Genomic DNA, 19,948 nt, shown 5'->3' with positions numbered 1-19,948 from the left:
GTATTTTTTACCCAAGGTAAATACAGAGAAAAAGAGAGATATATCTCTCTTTTTTTTATAAATTATGATATACTCACTTAAACTAAAAATTAAGGAGTTGTAGACATCATGAATAGTAATCCCGTTAAAAGTTATACCTACCTTTTAAACTTAGCTAAAAATTTAACTGAAACTGAAGACGATTTTATTGCCAACTGTGCCAATATTTCTTCCCTGATCTTTAATAATATTGAGGATCTAAACTGGGCAGGGTTTTACTTATGGAAAAATGAGAAATTGATTTTAGGACCCTTTCAAGGTCTTACAGCTACTACTAAAATTGAGTTGGGAAAGGGAGTCTGCGGAAGTTCTGCAAGAGACAAAGTTACATATGTAGTCCCTGATGTACATAAATTCCCTGGTCATATAGCCTGTGATTTAGCATCTAACTCAGAGATTGTAATTCCACTGATAAAAGAAAATAGATTAATTGGGGTATTGGATATAGACAGTCCAAAATTGAATAGATTTTCTGAGGAAGATAAAATTAATTTAGAAAAATTAGTTATGATTTTAATAGCTAACAGCAATATATAATATATATTATAAGAATAAAAAGTGGAACCTCAGGTTCCTTTTTTTATTCTAACTAGGAAATTTTTTATTTCTTAGTAAATTTTATTTACTAGGAAAAATAAAAGGAGGAGAAAAATGAATAAATATATAATGTTTTTGGTTATATTTTTTTTAGGAACTAATCTTTATTCAAAATCTGAAATTGATCTATCTAAAATCTCTCTTTCAGAAAAGGAGATAACTTTTTTAAAGGAAATAGAAGGTAAAAAAATAGACGTATTTGTAGAAAATTCTGACAATTTTTTATTTTTTTACGATCTTGAAAAAAATCAAAGAGGACTCTACCCTAAGATCACCCAAGGGATGAATAAAAGTTTTGGTCTTAACTTAAATATAATTCCCAAAGAGATCTTCGAGTTGTCTAAACTCAAAGAAAGGGGAGAAGGAACAATAATCTTTGATATGTTAGAAAAAAAGGACTTGCAGAATTATTATGTTTTTTCTAACCCCATCTATGATTTTAATACAGCAGTTATGGGACAGCAGGACATAAAAAAAATCTTAGATTTAAAAGATAGAAAAATCATTTTTTTAAAGGGAGATAAATTATATGATGATTTTATAGATAAATACGGTTATTTAAACATAACGCCTATTTTTGTAAAAGATAGAAAGCAAGCGTTCAAAAAATTAAATGAAAATGAGTCATTGTTATATATAGGTGAAATAGAAAAAAATAGTAATTTTATCGACTTAAATACTACTATTAAACTTAATATTTTATTACCTGATATTCATTCCAATCTCAAATTTGCCATAAAAAAAGAATACAGTCCCCTAAAAGATATTTTTAATAAACTTATAGATCTGTATAGTGATGAGGATAGATCACAACTTATAGGACATTACCTCCTGCAGTATAAAAAAAACAGTATCCATTTCAGTTCTCAGGAAAGGGAATTTTTAAGCCACCTTTCAAAATTACAGTTAGTCCTTTTAAAAGATGATAATTATTACCCTTACTATTCTAGAGATTCCAAAGGTGATCTAAAGGGGCTTACAATCGACTATATAAAATCTATAAAAAACATATTAAATGAAAATATAGATGTAGAATATATAGTGAAGGAAGATAAAATTTATGAGGACTCCCATACCCACAAAGATTTTATCCTCCCTCTTTTAATTAAAACCCCTGAACGAGAAAAAAAATTCTTATTCCCGGAACCATATTACTCCTTTAATTTAAGTGTTTATAACCGGCAATCAGGTGGATTTATAGATGAGATTTCAGATTTGGAAAATACTACTATAGCAGTAATTAAAGGTGCATATTATATCAGTTATTTAAAAGAGCACCTGAATAGTGCAACCTATATTAACACTACCTCCCTAGGAGAATCTTTCAACCTCTTGAGAGAGGGTAAAGTTGATTTCTTGGTAGGAGATATGAAAACTATTGAAAATCGCCTTTCTGGTATCAAAATAAACGATATAAAGATTGCTGGAGTTACCGATAAAATTTATGAGGTTTCCTTTGCTGTAAGTAAAGACAACCCTGAACTTTATAGTGTTTTAAATAAGATATTCTCTAAGCTTCATATAGAAAATAAATTTTTGATGAAAAAGTGGAATGCTCACTATAGTAGTTTTACCAGTGATTATAAGGTTTCTATATTTATATTAGTTATTTCCCTAGTTATATTGAGTATTACCCTTATTTCCTATAGGAATGTTACAAATAGAAAGGTAGCCCTGCAAAAAATCACTCTATCCCTAGTTACTACTCTTGAAAATGCTAATTACTATAATGATGAAGACACCGGTAATCATATAAGAAGGGTCAATGAATATTCAAGATTAATTGCAGAAAAGCTCAGGTGTCACAAAAACTTTATTAAAGATATTGGTTTCTATGCCTCCCTCCATGACATAGGGAAGATAGGAGTACATGATGGTATTTTAAAGAAAAAAGGCAGGTTATCTGAAGAAGAATTTAAATCTATGAAAGAACATGTAAAGATAGGATATAATCTTATAAAAGACGCTAACCTCCCTCTTATGGTAGAGAATATAGCACTTTATCACCATGAGAAATGGAATGGTATGGGGTATTTAGAGGGGTTAAAGGGGAAAGAAATTCCTTTAGAAGCAAGAATCGTTGCTCTTTCTGATGTCTATGATGCACTCCGGCAAAAAAGATCCTACAAAGACGGGTTTACCCATGAGAAATCTATGGGAATCATTTCAGAGGAAAGCGGAAAACATTTTGATCCTGAGATTGTAAATATATTTATAAAACATAATGAAAAATTTAATCTAATCTTTGAATCCAATAGGGAACACATAAAATAAAGAGGACGACCCTTCTGGGTCGTCTCTCCTCTTTTTTATTATAATCTGATTTTATTTTTAAAACTATCTATTATGCTTCCTAACCCAAGTAAGATTAAGAATAATTTTATCAACCAGCCTACAAATGGTAAATTTATTAAAATTGTTATAATAAAACTAGTTAGTAGAAGTTTGAGAAAATTTATCTCATCAAAATATTTAGCAGCTATTATTAGATTTGCTATAGGGATAGCCAAGAACATCAATATAAAATAGAATAATATCAATAAGACTCCTACAGGAAATCCTAAAATTGTGATAAAGAGTAGTATTACAGCTGCAGGGATAAGTACCAAGCCTGCAAATCCATTGAATAGAATTAAACTTTTATTATTTAAATATCTTTCTAGTCTTTCCCTTCCTAACTCTTTTTTTAGTTTAAAAATTATATAGGTGAGTATAAATAAATAAAATACCGAAAACAGTTTAAATGGAAGAAAAGTAAGGTGTCTTTCATAGGAATAATTTTTATCTGTTTTCTTTACAAGTTCTCCCATTACACGACCTTCTATAACAGGCAATTGATCATCATAATAAATATTCCCTTTAACAACTGCCCCTTTAGATATCAAAAGATTTCCATCTATCTCAATATCACCATTTATAACTGCTCCTTCTGAGACAACTGCATTTTCAACAACCATCCTGACATCTCCACCTACAGGAGCATTTATATATAAACTTTTAGCCATTATATTTAAATTTTCTTCTACTCCTCCATCTATTTTAATATATTTCCCTGCTAAATAAACCTCTTTCGATCTGCTTTTTATTGTAATTCTTTCCCCAGCAATAATTACACGTTTAGAGAAATTCCTGTCTATCAGGACTTCTCTACCTGCTACAACTAAATCCCCTTCATCAACATCATTTACAACTACATTTTCTCCAATTGCGAATTTACCAAAAATATTTTCCGACTCTGAAAAACTGAAAACTGAAATTAAAATCATAAACAAAAAAATACATATCTTCTTCATCTTTACTCCTCCTTTGCTATTTAAAATTATTTTAGGCTATATATCATGTTACACCAATATCCGAGGGAATTCAAAAATAAATATTGACACATTCAATTATTTTTGATATTCTGATATAAGAAAATTTTAGGAGGCGTTAAATTTGAAAAATAATAGACTATTAGTAATACCAATTAATTTTAACAATATATTTCAATTTAACAAATTTTTATTTTTAAAAGATGTTCCCTATATAGCATATGGAGCTGTATCTTTGTTTTTAAATTTTAATAATAATTTTATTCTAAAGAATAATGACTAATCTATTTTAGTTATTATTCTTTTTTTTTAGCATAAACTTATGAGAACCTAGGAGGCGTTATGAAGGCAAAATTGATATTAGAAAATGGAATGGTATTTGAAGGAAAAGCTTTTGGTTACACAGAGGAAGCTGTAGGAGAGTTGGTGTTTAATACATCTATGACAGGGTATCAAGAAGTTCTTACTGATCCATCTTATTATGGACAAATAGTTGTAATGACTTATCCAATGATAGGAAACTATGGTCTTAACCTAGATGACTTAGAGAGTAATGGTGCAAAGGTAAGAGGATTTGTAATAAAAGAACCTGCTAAATTACCAAACAACTTTAGATGTGAGATGACATTAGATGGTTATCTAAAACAACATAAGATAATGGGATTTAAAGGTATAGATACAAGACACCTGACTAAGATCATAAGAGATAACGGATCTATGAAAGCTATCATCACTGTAGACGAGCTTACACAAAAAGAAATCAAAAATACAATGAATGATTTTTCAAATATAGACGCAGTAAGTACAGTAAGTACAAAAGAGATCTATGAAGCTCCATGTGGTGCTGAAAAAGTAAATAAAAAAATCGGAATGATTGATTTTGGTATCAAACAAAATATCATCAGATCATTCCACAAGAGAAACTGTGACTTAACTATATTCCCATGGAATACAACTGCTGAGGAGATCTTATCCTATGACCTAGATGGTGTATTTTTATCTAATGGGCCTGGAGATCCCGCTGATCTTACAGACGTAATAAACGAAATAAAGAAAATGATTGGAAAAACTCCTATAATCGGAATATGTTTAGGACACCAGCTATTGGCTTGGGCATTAGGAGGTTCCACTAATAAATTAAAGTTTGGTCATAGAGGAGCTAACCATCCGGTAAAAGACTTGGAAAAAAATAAGATCTTTATCACATCTCAAAATCATGGGTATGTGGTAGACAAGATGCCAGAAGGTGTAGAGATCACTCAAATAAACTTAAATGATAACTCAGTAGAGGGGATGAAAGACTACAAGAATAAGATAGCATCGGTACAGTATCATCCAGAAGCAGCACCGGGACCGGAAGATTCTCAATATGTATTCGATGATTTTATTAAAATGCTGGGATAGACAGAGTAAACAATTAATGGTTATACAGAAGAAAGATAATATACTAGAAACAAATTAGTAATTACTAATTTAAATATATGGAGGTTAACTCAATGTTAGATAAAAATATAAAGAAAACCCTTGTAATAGGATCAGGACCAATTGTAATAGGACAAGCTGCTGAATTTGATTATTCTGGAACCCAGGCTTGTGAAGCATTAAAGGAAGAGGGAATAGAAGTAGTATTAATAAACTCTAACCCCGCTACGATAATGACCGATAAAAGTGTCGCTGATAGAATATATATAGAGCCTATTACATTGGAATTTGTAACTAAGGTAATCATAAAGGAAAAACCAGATTCAATCTTAGTTGGAATGGGTGGACAAACTGCTCTTAACATGGCAGTAGAATTAGAAGACAGTGGAATATTAACAGAACACAATATAAAGGTATTGGGAACAACTATTGATTCTATTAAAAGGGGAGAAGACAGAGACCTATTTAGAGATGCCATGAATAAGATAGGGGAACCTACTATAGAGAGTATGATAGTTGAGAACCTAGAAGATGGATTGGAGTTCGCTGCAAAAATAGGATATCCATTAATTGTAAGACCTGCATACACATTAGGTGGTACTGGAGGAGGGATGGCAAATAATCCTCAAGAATTAGAAGACATCTTATTAAAAGGACTGGTTTTATCTAGAGTAGGACAAGTATTAGTTGAAAAATCGATCCTTGGTTGGAAAGAAGTAGAATATGAGGTAATGAGAGATATAAATGGAAATAGAATTACAGTATGTAATATGGAGAATATCGACCCAGTTGGAATTCATACAGGAGATAGTATAGTAGTAGCACCATCTCAAACATTATCTGACAAAGAATATCAAATGTTGAGAACATCTGCACTTAACATAATAGATGAGATAGGAATTGTAGGAGGGTGTAATGTACAGTTCGCTCTTAACCCTGATTCATTTGAATATGCAATTATTGAGATCAACCCTAGAGTATCTAGATCATCTGCACTAGCTTCTAAAGCTACTGGATATCCAATTGCAAGGGTAGCAGCAAAATTATCATTAGGATATACCCTGGATGAAGTAAAAAATGAAGTTACAGGAAAAACATATGCTTGTTTTGAACCAGCACTGGATTATATAGTAGTAAAGATTCCAAAGTGGCCATTTGATAAATTTGAGAAGGCTGACAGAAAATTAGGTACAAAGATGATGGCTACTGGAGAGATCATGGCTATTGGAAACAACTTTGAAGCGGCATTTTTAAAAGGTGTTAGATCACTAGAGATCGGACAATATGGTTTAGAACATAAAGCATCTACAATTAGATCTATGCAAGAATTAAAGAAGAGAGTAGTAAGCCCAGACGATGAAAGAATATTTGATCTAGCTGAGATGCTGAGACGTGGATATACAAAGACTATGTTACAAAAGATTACCGGAATGGATCCATTCTTCATGGAAAAATTACAGTGGATAGTAAATCAAGAAGAAGTTTTAAAGAAAACTAAATTATCTGACCTTACTCCTAAAAATCTTAGAAACTGGAAGAAGAAAGGTTTCTCAGACAGAGCAATGGCAAAATTTATGGGAATAAGCGAAGATGATATAGTCGCTAAAAGAAAAGAGTTAAACGTTATGCCTGTATACAAGATGGTAGATACCTGCGCAGGAGAATTTGAAGCTTCTTCATCTTATTACTACTCAACTTATGACATGCATGATGAAGTAGAAATATCAGACAGAAGAAAAGTTATAGTTATTGGATCTGGGCCTATCAGAATAGGACAGGGAATTGAATTTGACTACTGTACAGTACACACAGTAAAAGCATTACAAAATTTAGATATAGAGACAATCATTATAAACAATAACCCTGAGACTGTTTCAACAGATTTCTCAACAGCTGATAAACTATACTTTGAACCATTGGTATTAGAAGATGTAATGAATATCATTGAAAAAGAGAACCCAGAGGGAGTTATCTTACAATTTGGTGGGCAGACTGCTATAAAATTAGCAAATGATCTGGCAGATTTAGGAATCAATATAATCGGTACTTCTGCTGAGATGATAGATGCTGCTGAAGATAGAGAAAGATTTGAAGCTATATTGGAAAAATTAGATATAAATAGACCAAAGGGAAGAGCTGTTTGGAATACTGAAGATGGTATAGCAGAAGCTGAAAAAGTAAAATATCCGGTATTAGTAAGACCTTCATATGTATTGGGCGGACAAGGGATGGAGATCTGTTACTTAGAGGAAAACTTAAAAGGTTACTTAGAAGCTTCTTTCATTAGAGATCCTAAAAATCCAGTATTAGTAGATAAATACTTAAATGGTGTAGAGATCGAAGTAGATGCAATCTGTGATGGTGAAGACGTTCTTATCCCTGGAATCATGGAACATTTAGAGAGAGCAGGAATACATTCTGGTGACTCAATTACAGTTTATCCACAACAAAACCTATATGAAGGAACAGAAGAAGAGATCTTAGATATCACTAGAAAATTAGCTAAAGAGTTAAATATAATAGGAATGATGAATATACAATTTATAGCTTATGAAAATAAACTATATATAATAGAAGTAAACCCTAGATCATCTAGAACGGTACCTTACATCTCGAAAGTAGCTGGTGTTCCAATGATCGAACTGGCAACAAAAGTAATGCTAGGGCAAAAATTAGCAGATCTACCATACGGTACAGGTATATACAAGAAACCGGATCTAGTAGCAGTAAAGGTCCCAGTATTCTCTACTGAAAAACTTGGTGGTGTAGAAGTATCATTAGGACCTGAGATGAAATCTACAGGAGAAGTATTAGGAATAGGAAACAATATGGATGAAGCTATCTACAAGGGCCTTGTAGGAGGATACAGAATCCATGAAATTAAGAATAAAAGAGTTTTAGCTACTATAAAAGGAAGCGATAAAGATGAATTTTTAAGCCTGGCTAAAAGACTTATAAATCAAGGGTGTACAATGATTGGAACTGGTGGGACTGCTGAATATCTAAATAATAATGGTGTAGCATGTGAGACTGTTAATAAAATAAATGAAGCATCTCCTAATATAATCGATAAATTAAAGACTCAACAAATAGATCTCCTTATCAACACTCCTACAAAAGCAAATGATGCTCAAAGAGATGGGTTTAAGATAAGAAGAACTGCTATAGAATATGGTGTAGAAGTACTAACTTCACTGGATACACTAAATGCAGTATTAAATATCATGGAAAAAGATGTAGATACCAGAGACTTAGATATCTTTGATATAAGTAAAATCTAAACAACTCCACTATCCGATATTCTATCTATAGCAGGAAAAATAAAATTTAATAATAAATTTGAAAGAGGTTGTATAATGACCTCTTTCATAATATATAATTTATGTTCCTTTAGAAAAATCATTAAAGGAAAGGAAAATAAGGAGGAAAATTTGAAAGAAATACTATCATTAAATAATTTAACAGTAAAAGATATCTTAAATATCTTAGATAAAGCAAGAGAGTTGGAAAATGACCCTAAACCTTCTGAGTTAGAGAATAAAATTTTATCCACTGTTTTTTTTGAACCATCTACCCGGACTAAATTATCTTTTATCAGTGCTATGTATAGATTAGGAGGGAAGGTAATAGAGTTAGATGGAGGAGGGAATAATTCCCTAAAAAAAGGAGAAACAATCTCTGATACCCTTACCATGATGGGCCTCTATACAGATATTATGGCAATCAGGAGTCCCTATGAGGGAACAGCCAAAAGAGCCAGCGAAATATTAGATATACCTGTAATAAATGCAGGTGATGGAGCTAACCAGCATCCTACCCAGACTTTACTCGATCTCTATACTATACAAAAGGAAAAAGGAAGACTAGATAATTTAGAGGTTGCATTTGTAGGAGACCTTAAATATGGTAGAACTGTTCATTCACTGGCTAAGGCACTGGACAAATTTAGGGGAAATAAAATTTATTTTATAGCCCCTCCTGAGATGCAGATACCATCTTACATCTTAGATTCTCTTTCTTTGGAATATGAGGTTTTAGAAAACTATGAATCTATCATGGGGGATACAGATATCCTGTATATGACCAGAATACAAGAGGAAAGATTTGATGATCCCAGAGATTTTAAAAAATGTGCCGGTAAATATCAAATAGATAAAGAAATTTTAAAAATATCCAAGCCTGATTTAAAAATTCTCCATCCGCTGCCTAGGGTTGGAGAGATCCATACAAATTTAGACTCTACTCCCAATGCCATTTATTTTTCCCAGGCTAAAAATGGTGTTTTCGTCAGACAGGCCATCATGAGTTTACTTATGAAAGATCACACTAAACCTCTATATGATGGAATAGATAAAAAATGTGAAAATCTTAAATGTATCTCACAGATAGAGAATTTAGGAGGAAAGTGGATAGATCTCAAAGGGGAAAAAGTGTGTTTTTATTGTGAAAAATAATTTTTCCATGTAAAAAGAGGTATAAAAATACCTCTTTTTTTATTTTACATATTTTCTTTCAGGAAATTTCTTTTTATATCTTTTGTTTTCATACATATTGATATCTGCTATATTGACATATTCATCTAAAGTTTTATTTTCTCGACATTCTACTACTCCTACACTTATACTATGTGTATATTCTTTTTTGGATTTATTATCGTAATTTTCTAATTTTTCTTCAATTTCATTAAATAATAGATTTACTTCTAATAAGTTTAATCTGTTAAATCCCAGAATAAATTCATCTCCTCCAAACCTTAAAAAAATATCTTCTGATTTCAAACTATTTTCTATAATTTTTACAATGTTTTTAATCAATTTATCTCCCTCTTCATGGGAATACCTGTCATTTACATATTTTAAATCATTTATATCTATAAAAGCAATTGTAAAAATTTTATTATTATTTTGACTCATTTTAAAATTTCTTTCTAGCTTCTCTAATCCCGTATGTCTATTTAAAATTCCAGTCATCACATCATAGGTGGCTAAATTATATAATTTTGCCTTCATAATCTCAAGGTCTTCCAATAAATTGTTTATATTTTCTCCCAAGTTTCCAATTTCATCTCTGCCATTGATCTTAAGACGTTTCCCCAAATCTTGACATTCTATAATTTCCCTTACAGACTGATCCATCTTTCTTAATCTTCTCACTATAATATATTCCATAAAGATATAGATCGCAGATATCAGGATTATAAAATTAACAAATAACACAATCACATATTTTTTTATATTTTTTTTCCCTAAAATTAATATATCAGCATCTCTTTCATTATTAAAAATAACACTTCCCCCTGAGAGGTCTGGTATATATAGTTTATTATATATTTTATTTCTACCTATATTAATTTTATAGGGGGTTTCAAAAATTTCTGAAGTTCCTGCCATACCAAATTGGATTCCTAATTTTTCTTCGATAGCCATAACCCTGTTTCTATTTAAAAAATAACCCATTATTAAATTACCTTTTGATTTTTTTACTTCCTGACTATCGGTTATCTTCAGATTAGAAAAAACAATAACTTCTTCATTATCACCAGCTAGCATACCTGTTTTTTCATTATACTTTGATATTGTTTTTGTTATCCTATAAATTTTTTCTTCAGATATTTTATTTCCAGATAAATTATCATAACCCTGTTGATATAAAATTTGTCCCTCATCATCTATAAAAATAATAAAATTTAAATTTAAGTCTGACAATATTCCGTACGGTACTCCATATTCTAAGTTACGTTCTATAAATTTTCCCCTTACTTTATTATCTCCCCCTATAAATTCGTAGGTATCATCCCACTTACTCCAGTCAGTGTTGAGTTTTTCTAAATTTTTATACACCCCTTGAAACTCCTGATCTATCAGATGATATACAGACTCTGATCTAATTATTTCTAAATTTTTATAATCTGTGTCGATTGATTTTTTTAAATAAATAAACATAAATATAAAAACTATTAGACTAGAAACACTCACAACCGTTAAACTCTTTATCCTCAGCATATTTTCTCCCCTACAGCAATTTAATTATACTTATAGTATACTTGTAAATTAATTTAAATTACAAGCATAATTATTATATTTATCAAAAAAGCAGGAAAAGAATCCTATTTTTATTAAATTCCTCCTTTTATTTTTGAAACTTTTTCATATATATAGGAAGACATTCTATTATATCCCTTGCTGTGACACAAAATCTTTCCTTGGATAACTCCTCTCCTATATAACCATGGATATAAGCCCCCATATAAGCAGCTTCTAACAGATCATAACCCTGTGCTATCAAAGAGGCAATTATCCCAGTAAGAGAATCCCCCATACCTCCATTTGCCATGGCAGAATTTCCACTTGTATTTATATATGTTTCCTTCCCATCAGTAATAAGAGTTCTATATCCTTTCAAAAGTAAAACTACATTGTGAACTGCGGCAAATTCTTTAGCGATATTTAATCTATCTTTTTTTATCTCTTCTATATCTAACCCTGTCAACCTTGAAAATTCTCCTAAATGAGGAGTTAAAACTACTTTTTTTCCTTTTAACAATTCCATATTTTTATTCAATACATTTATTCCATCGGCATCTATTACCAAGGGACATGCAGAGTTATCTAGAGTATGTGTTAAAACATTTAAAGTTTTCTCTATTCCCATCCCTGGTCCTATAGCTACTACAGTAGCAGTATTTAGTAACTTTTTAAATCTTATTTCATATGAAAAAACACAGGTCATAGCTTCTAAAAGGTTGGATGCCACCATAGTTTCGATCTCATTTTCTATACAAAGAGTTACCAAACCAGCCCCTGATCTCACTGCGGAATTAGCTGTAATCACAGGCGCTCCTGTAAACCCTCTGCTCCCTCCTATCACTATCACATGTCCATAATTACCCTTATACCCTTGAAGATCTCGCTTTTTCAAAACTATATCTTTTTTTTCTATCTTTTTCTCCATGATTCCCCCCTATAGTAAATTTAGATTTTTTCAGCTCATATTTTTTGTAATCAAATTTAGATTTTCCAAGAAAATAAAAAAATAAAGAAGCCCAAAAGCTCCCTTATTAAAAAAAATATTTAAAATATCTTACTTCTTTATTTTTAATTTTTCAGTCTTAACCCAGAAGCACTGAGGACAGTTCCTATTATAGGTATGGAATATAAATATCTAACCTCTACTTTATCTTCTAATTTCAGTCCATCATAGATATATATATTCAGATCATCTACTTCGTATTTAGTAAATCCATTTTCATTCTCCATCTCTTTTATTGCTTCAACCTGAAGCGACTGTGCTCCAGCACATCAACCGCTTGTGGCTGTTTTAATAGAAATTTTTATAATATTAAGATTTTTTTTAGTCATATATTTTTTTAATTTTTCGTGAACTAATATCATTATTTAACCTCCATCTTTTTTAGTATTATAATATAAATTATTTTTGTTTTGAAATTTAATTTTATAATCTATTATTATCGGACTTTATAGCGTTTATATTTAAAAATCGTATTAATTAAAGATAACCCTCTCAAATTAATACGATTTTTATTAAGTTAAGATTTTAAAATACAACTTTTAATATATCTTCAAAATAATCAGCATAATGCACTGTTATTCCTTCTTTTATATAATTAGGTAATCTCTCAAAATCAGTTTTATTATCTTTTGGAATTAACAATGTATCTATTCCTACCCTTCTTGCAGCTATTGTTTTTTCCCTTATTCCTCCAATAGGTAATACTTTTCCAGTTAGAGTTATCTCTCCAGTCATAGCTATATTATTTTTGATTGGTTTATTTTTAGCCAGTGAATATAAAGCAAGTGCCATAGTCACACCGGCAGAAGGTCCATCTTTTGGAGTAGCACCTTCAGGTACATGGAGATGGATACTATGTTTATCAAAGAAGTCTTTCTTATCTTTATCACAGTCTTCTTTACACATTAAAGATTTGATGTATGAATAGGCTATAATTGAGGATTCTTTCATTACATCTCCCAATTGACCTGTTTGCTTAAACCCACCTTGATGACCTATAACGCTTGCCTCTATGTATAAAGTAACTCCTCCCATAGATGTCCAAGCCAGCCCTAAAGTCACCCCAGGGACGTTTTTATTATATAATTCCTCGGTGGTGAAAATTGGTTTACCTAAAAATTCTTCCATATTTTTTTTATTTACACTTATTTTCTTTTCTTCACCTTCGGCAATTTTCAGAGTAGCTTTTCTCATAATTTTTTTAATATTTTTTTCTAGCCCCCTTACTCCTGCTTCCCGAGCATATTTATCAATAATTTCTCTTAATGTTGGAGCTGATATTGATATTTCTTTTTTTGTTAATCCATGTTCTAACATTTGATGAGGAATTAAATATTTTTTTGCTATCTCCTCTTTTTCTTCTAATATATAACCTGGAAGTTGAATTATTTCCATCCTGTCTAAGAGTGGTCTAGGGATAGTATCTAACTGATTGGCCGTAGTTATAAATAAAATTTTAGATAGATCAAACCTGACATCTAAATAATGATCTAAAAATTCAACATTTTGCTCTGGATCTAATACCTCTAAGAGAGCCGATGCTGGATCCCCTTGATAACTGTTCCCTATTTTATCTATCTCATCTAACATTATTATTGGATTTGCTGTTCCGACTTTCTTAATAGCCTGTAGTATCTTCCCTGGCATAGCACCTATATAAGTTCTTCTATGACCTTTTATCTCCGCTTCATCCTTCATACCACCTACAGAAAATCTAAAAAATTCACGATTTAATGCATTGGCAATTGATTTTCCAATGGAAGTTTTCCCCACTCCTGGAGGTCCTACTAAACAAAGGATAGCTCCACTTACCGTTCCCGTTTTCATAATAGTACTAATAAATTCTAATATATTACTTTTTACATCCTGTAATCCATAGTGATCTTCATCCAGTTTTTTTCTCGATTTATTTATATCCAAACTATCTTTTGAATAGATCCCCCATGGTAACTCCGCTATGGCTAAAAGATAAGATCTTACCACATTATGTTCCGGAGAATGGCTGTCCAATAATTTTAGTTTTTCTATTTGTTCCTCTACAGTTTTTAATGCTTCTTCACTTAGAGTTTTCCCTTCCAATATTTGTAATATCTTTTCAACTTCACTCTCTTTATCATCTTTTTCCATTCCCAGTTCTTTTTTGATCAACTTTAATTGTTCCCTTAAAAAATATTCTTTTTGCTGTTTACTTACTTTTTCTTCAATTTGTTTTTGAAGTTTTTGCTGAAGATGTGATATCTCTAGTTCTTTTTTCAGCATTGTTAACAGCAGTCTGCTTCTCTTGGCTAGATCCCACTCTTCCAGTACTTCTTGCAGATTTTTATTTTCTGTTTTCAGCATAGATGTAATAAGATCCATGAGGACACCTGGTTTTTCATAATTCACCTGAGTCATCAGTAACTTTAGTTCCTCCTGCAAGATTGGATTAACTTTAAAAATTTCCTTTAAAGATGACATGATTGCCAGCATATAAGCACGTATTTCATCGTTTGGAGGTCCCTCCTCACCTTTGTCATATTTTACATTCCAGACTGTATTAGGGTCTTTTTTGATTACTTTTAATAGTTCAAATCTATTTAACCCCTGAACTATTATCTGAATTGTATTAGCTGAAAGTGGTGTTATCTTATGTATTTTTACCACTGTTCCAACTTCATATAACTCTGATTTAAAAATATCAAATTGATTTAATTCCTTTACAAAAACTAAACCTAATAATTTATTTTCTGTTTCCTCTACCATTTTAATAGTTTTTAAAAAAACCTCCCCTGAAAAAGTTATAGGGATCATAATGTTTGGAAATATTGGTCTTGTTAGCATTGGCAAAATCGTTAAATTTTCTGGCAAGATGTGCTCTACATTAATTAATTGACTATCATTTTCTTGAGCATACATGGTCAGCCCCCCCTTATGAATCATTTTATTTGATTAATAGACTATACTTTATTTCCTTATAATTTCCTATTAAATTAATTAAAAATTTTATATTTAGTTCCATATAAATTTCCAGAAAAATAAAATAACACCTTTATTCTTATTTTTCCTTGGGTATGTTTGTTTTACATCAATAAATATAGTATAATAAGTTAAAATGTTTATCAATAATTTAGGAGGAATATCATGAAATTTATTATTTCAAGAGACAAACCAGCCCTAATATACAAGGGAACTGAAATTACGTATAAAGAATTAGTAAGAAGAATTTTATATTATTCAGATATGTTAAAATTAGAACATCCAGAGGATAAGGTATTAGTATTTTTGGAAAATCGACCTGAGATCGCATATGCTGTATTTTCAATCTGGGAAAAAAAAGGAATTTCCATCAATGTAGATGCTGGAAGTAGTGCTGCTGAAATCGCATATTTTTTAACCGATGCACAACCAAAGTATCTATATACCAGTAATAAAAACTTAGAAGTCGCTACAGAAGCACTTAAAATATCCGGATTAGATATCCCAATCATCAATTTAGATGAAGTGAAAGTTCCTGAAAATTACATAGGTAGAAAAGACTATATCGAAGCTCCTGTGGGAGATCGAACTGTCCTACTCCTTTATACTTCAGGTACTACTGGAGACCCTAAGGGAGTTATGCTTACTATGGATAACCTCCTTTCCAATATCGATAATATTGCTAAAGTTGGCTTATACCGTGAAGTTGATCGAATCTTGGCCCTTTTACCCATGCACCATGTCCTTCCACTTATGGGAAATCTGATCCTTCCTATAAAGATTGGAGGTACAGTTATTATCTTAGATGATCTTTCCTCTGCTGCCATTAAAGGTGCATTGCAGGAATATAAGATTACATTATTTATAGGGGTTCCTAGATTATGGGAGATGTTTCATAAGGGAATAATGGAAAAAATAAATTCAAGTTTTATTCCTAGAACCCTCTTTAAAATTGTTTCTAAAACAAACAATATAGAGCTTGGTAGAAAGATATTCAAAAAAGTACAGGATGGTTTTGGCGGACACATGCATATTATGGTTTCTGGAGGAGCTAAGATAGATCCACAGATAGTTAAAGATTTTAATACTCTGGGATTTAGGATGCTAGAAGGTTATGGTCTTACTGAAACATCTCCAATCCTTACATTCAATAGATATGATGATATAAGGCCTGGATCGTGTGGTGGAGCACTCCCGGGGATTGAATTAAAAATAGCTGATGATGGTGAAATCATTGCCCGTGGAAAAAACGTAATGAAGGGATATTATAACAAACCAGAAGCTACAGCAGAAGTAATAGATAAAGATGGCTGGTTTCATACTGGAGATTTAGGGGAGATAAAAGATAGTTACCTCTATATTATAGGTAGAAAAAAAGAGATGATCGTTCTTCCAAACGGAAAAAACATCAACCCGCAGGATATTGAAGATAGTATTATGAAAAAAACTAATTTAATTTCTGAATTAGCTGTTACTGAACATAAAAATCATCTAGTTGCAATTGTATACCCTAATTTTGCCATCATTGAGCAAGAGGGTATAAAAAATATAAGTGAAGCTATTAAATGGAATGTTATAGATCCATATAATATCGAAGCTCCTAGTTATAGAAAAATATTAGATATCAAAATTGTACAGGAAGAACTGCCTAAAACAAGGCTCGGAAAACTTAGAAGATTTAAGTTGAAAGATCTCTTAGAAGAGAAAAAAAGAGTTGTAGAGAAAATAGCAGAACCAACTACAAAAGAATACTTAATATTGAAAAAATTTATAGAAAATTTGAAAGGGGTCTCTTCTACACCAAAAGATCATTTTGAATTAGATCTAGGTATGGATTCATTGGATTTTGTTGAATTATTGTCATTTGTTGGAAATACATTTAATGTTATCATTATGGAAGAGGAACTTTCTCAGTACCCTACTCTATATGATCTATCAAAATTTTTACATGAAAAAGGTGTCGAAATCACAGAGAAAGAAAATGATTGGTCTAAAATATTAAATAAAGATATCGATGTCTTCATTCCTAAATCTAGTGCCGCTTTAAAATTTGCAAAATGTATCCTGACTCCATTTTTTAAAGGTTACATCAAAATAAATAAAAGTGGTTTAGAAAATATAACCAATCAGCCTGCAATTTTCATAGGAAACCATCAAAGTTTCTTAGATGGTTTTATACTCAATACAGCTATGGATAAGAAAATTTTAGAAAATACCTATTACTTAGCTATCTCTAAACATTTTAACGGTTCATTGAAAAAATGGGGTGCTGATCATGGAAATATAATCCTTTTAGATTTAGATAATAACTTAAGTGAAACTTTACAGACTGCTGCTATGGTTCTTCGTCAAGGAAAAAACCTAGTTATCTTCCCTGAAGGGGCTAGAAGTAGAGATGGGGAAATGGCAGAATTTAAAAAGGCTTTTGCTATACTGAGTAAAACTCTAGATATACCAGTTCAGCCATTTGTTATCGACGGAGCCTACAAATCTATGCCTATTGGAAGTAAGTTTCCAAAAGCTACAAATGTTGACTTAACATTCCTTCCTCCTCTATTTCCTAAGGATTTAGAGATCGATGAGATTGTAAAAAATAGTGAAAACCTAGTTAAAAAATACCTAGAAAAGAATTAAACTTTAATTTTTTTGAGGGAGTAAAAAAAATTAAATAATTCAACAAGATTGTTATTTAATTCACTATATAAGAAAATTTAAATTAAAAGAGAAATGCCTATTAATTAGTAGGCATTTCTCTTTTTTTTTCTTATTCCTCACCCTTTCCTACAACAAAAACGTTATCCAAACTGACGTTTTCTACATTAAAATTAAAATAAAAAATTCACTAACTCATAAAAGACTTCAAAACGTTCCTGTCCTAAAAACAAATAAAGTGTTTCTTTTTAGGTTTGACATCTTATTTATAGGGTGCTATCCTTTAATTGTTACCAATGATAAAGACTATCGTTCCAATTATTCAGATCGAATTTCAATTATTTTAAATTGTATTTAAACGGAGGTATTTTATGGAAAGTTTTATTAATCAGTTAAATGGTATTATTTGGTCACCGCTACTAGTCTATCTTTGTCTAGGAGCAGGACTATTCTTCACTCTAAAGATTGGAGGAGCACAATTTTTTATGGTAAAAGAAATGATAAGACTATTATTAGGAAAAGATGTTAAACCAGGTGAAAGATCAAAAGACTCAATAAGTGGATTTGAGGCAATGTGTATGTCGGTTTCTGGGAGGGTCGGAACAGGAAATATTGCAGGAGTTGCTACAGCTATTGCTTTAGGTGGTCCAGGATCTATCTTCTGGTTATGGGTTATATCACTTTTAGGTGCAGCGTCATCATATGTTGAATCTACACTAGGACAACTATATAAAGAACAAATCGAAGGAGGATACAGGGGAGGTCCAGCTTACTACTTTAAAAAAGGTTTCTTAGGTGGTAAAGCTTGGTATGGTAACTTATTTGCCATTGTAACTGTAGCCGGTATGTCATTATTTATGCCTTCTGTACAATCTAATGTAATTGCAGGATCTATGCAGACAGCTACTGGAATCCCTACATGGGTAACTGGATTAGCAATCGTTACATTATTATCAATAATTATATTTGGTGGTGCAAAAAGAATAGCGAAATTTGCCGGTGTAGTAGTTCCATTTATGGCTATAGCTTATATTATCGTAGCTCTTATTGTATTAGCTTTAAATGCTGGAGATATTGTTCCATCATTAGCACTAATCGTTAGATCTGCATTTGGTCAAGAAGAAGCCTTTGCTGGTATCGTAGGTACTGCTGTTATGTGGGGAGTTAAAAGAGGAATTTACTCTAATGAAGCTGGTCAAGGTACCGGTCCTGCATCTGCCGCTGCCGCTGATACTTCACATCCTGCTAAACAAGGATTAATTCAAGCTTTCTCTATCTATATAGATTCTGTATTTGTATGTACTGCAACTGCATTGATGATCATCATAACAGGCGCTTATAAAGTTTTCAGCCCTACTGGAAAAGAGATCTACTCAGGATTTGGATCTTCTGCTGAAATGACAGTTTCAACTATTGGTCCTCTTAACACAACTGCGGCATTAGATGCTGGTATTGGTTATGGAGCATATATCGTAGCAATAGCTATCATGTTCTTTGCCTTTACAACAATATTAGCTTATTTCTGGAATGGTGACTCAGCTGCAGTCTATCTATTTGGAGATGAAGCTTCTGGTAAAAAAATTAGAAAGATATTAACTATCGTATTTTTAGGATTCACATTCTTAGGTACAATCATGTCTGGTGGTCTAGCTTGGACATTGGGTGACATTGGTGTAGGAATGATGGCTTGGGTTAATATAGTAGGTATCTTAGTTATGTTTAAACCAACTATAATCTGTTTAAAAGATTATAAATCTAGAATGAAAAATGGAACTCAAGACGATTGGGATTTTGATCCTAATAAAATTGGAATTCAAGGTGACTTTAAACTTTGGGATGATATAAGAATAAAAGGTAGAGATTTAGAACCAACAGAGGTAGAATTAGAAATCTCATAATATTTAAAATTTAAAGCCATAAACAAAATCATTTGTTTATGGCTT

13 protein-coding genes are annotated in these 19,948 nt (G+C 31.4%); 8 read left to right on the top strand and 5 right to left on the bottom strand.

The window, feature by feature from the left end; all coding sequences use genetic code 11:
- The first annotated feature begins 108 nt into the window (after positions 1-108).
- Positions 109-576 (top strand): GAF domain-containing protein, encoded by a 468-nt coding sequence (locus K337_RS0114955; RefSeq protein ID WP_028857308.1) that lies wholly within the window; start codon positions 109-111, stop codon positions 574-576.
- Between the two features lie 114 nt (positions 577-690).
- Complete coding sequence (locus K337_RS19400; protein ID WP_051251824.1) at positions 691-2,910, top strand: HD domain-containing phosphohydrolase; 2,220 nt, start codon at positions 691-693, stop codon at positions 2,908-2,910.
- A gap of 38 nt (positions 2,911-2,948) precedes the next feature.
- On the opposite strand, the gene K337_RS0114945 is transcribed toward K337_RS19400, so the two are convergent.
- The gene (locus tag K337_RS0114945; protein WP_028857307.1) at positions 2,949-3,929 is read right to left on the bottom strand and encodes a bactofilin family protein; all 981 of its coding nucleotides are present in this window, start codon (positions 3,927-3,929) and stop codon (positions 2,949-2,951) included.
- A 142-nt stretch (positions 3,930-4,071) separates the two neighbouring features.
- Here K337_RS0114945 and K337_RS20005 point away from each other — a divergent pair, with 142 nt between their 5' ends.
- The 4 genes from K337_RS20005 to pyrB all read left to right on the top strand — a co-directional run bounded on the left by K337_RS20005 (position 4,072) and on the right by pyrB (position 9,823).
- A complete protein-coding gene (locus K337_RS20005; protein ID WP_156877402.1) occupies positions 4,072-4,230 on the top strand; it encodes a hypothetical protein in 159 nt (52 codons plus the stop codon).
- A 59-nt stretch (positions 4,231-4,289) separates the two neighbouring features.
- Complete coding sequence (gene carA, locus K337_RS0114935; RefSeq protein WP_028857306.1) at positions 4,290-5,351, top strand: glutamine-hydrolyzing carbamoyl-phosphate synthase small subunit; 1,062 nt, start codon at positions 4,290-4,292, stop codon at positions 5,349-5,351.
- Between the two features lie 92 nt (positions 5,352-5,443).
- Positions 5,444-8,650 carry a carbamoyl-phosphate synthase large subunit gene (gene carB / locus K337_RS0114930; RefSeq protein ID WP_028857305.1) on the top strand — a complete coding sequence of 1,069 codons (3,207 nt, stop codon included), beginning with the start codon at positions 5,444-5,446 and terminating at the stop codon, positions 8,648-8,650.
- A 150-nt stretch (positions 8,651-8,800) separates the two neighbouring features.
- Positions 8,801-9,823, top strand: a complete 1,023-nt coding sequence (gene pyrB, locus K337_RS18725) for an aspartate carbamoyltransferase (protein ID WP_169712894.1) — start codon at positions 8,801-8,803, stop codon at positions 9,821-9,823.
- A gap of 39 nt (positions 9,824-9,862) precedes the next feature.
- Here pyrB and K337_RS0114920 read toward each other — a convergent pair whose 3' ends face one another.
- From K337_RS0114920 to lon, 4 genes are all read right to left on the bottom strand, one after another.
- Positions 9,863-11,371, bottom strand: a complete 1,509-nt coding sequence (locus tag K337_RS0114920; RefSeq protein ID WP_028857304.1) for a sensor domain-containing diguanylate cyclase — start codon at positions 11,369-11,371, stop codon at positions 9,863-9,865.
- 127 nt (positions 11,372-11,498) lie between these two features.
- Positions 11,499-12,320 carry an NAD(P)H-hydrate dehydratase gene (locus K337_RS18720; protein WP_051251823.1) on the bottom strand — a complete coding sequence of 274 codons (822 nt, stop codon included), beginning with the start codon at positions 12,318-12,320 and terminating at the stop codon, positions 11,499-11,501.
- A gap of 143 nt (positions 12,321-12,463) precedes the next feature.
- Positions 12,464-12,625 (bottom strand): hypothetical protein, encoded by a 162-nt coding sequence (locus K337_RS20000; RefSeq protein ID WP_156877401.1) that lies wholly within the window; start codon positions 12,623-12,625, stop codon positions 12,464-12,466.
- 298 nt (positions 12,626-12,923) lie between these two features.
- Positions 12,924-15,293, bottom strand: coding sequence for an endopeptidase La (gene lon / locus K337_RS0114900; protein ID WP_084140914.1), 2,370 nt, complete (start codon positions 15,291-15,293; stop codon positions 12,924-12,926).
- A 225-nt stretch (positions 15,294-15,518) separates the two neighbouring features.
- Between lon and K337_RS0114895 the strand changes: the two genes are divergently transcribed.
- Both K337_RS0114895 and K337_RS0114890 read left to right on the top strand, forming a co-directional pair.
- A complete protein-coding gene (locus tag K337_RS0114895; protein WP_028857302.1) occupies positions 15,519-17,987 on the top strand; it encodes an AMP-binding protein in 2,469 nt (822 codons plus the stop codon).
- 389 nt (positions 17,988-18,376) lie between these two features.
- Complete coding sequence (locus tag K337_RS0114890) at positions 18,377-19,903, top strand: alanine/glycine:cation symporter family protein (RefSeq protein WP_028857301.1); 1,527 nt, start codon at positions 18,377-18,379, stop codon at positions 19,901-19,903.
- Positions 19,904-19,948: the final 45 nt, after the last annotated feature.

It is taken from the genome of Psychrilyobacter atlanticus DSM 19335, assembly GCF_000426625.1.
GTDB classification, from domain to species: Bacteria; Fusobacteriota; Fusobacteriia; order Fusobacteriales; family Fusobacteriaceae; genus Psychrilyobacter; species Psychrilyobacter atlanticus.
The sequence above is the reverse complement of the archived record's forward strand: the minus strand, read 5'-3'. Positions and strand labels throughout refer to the sequence as shown.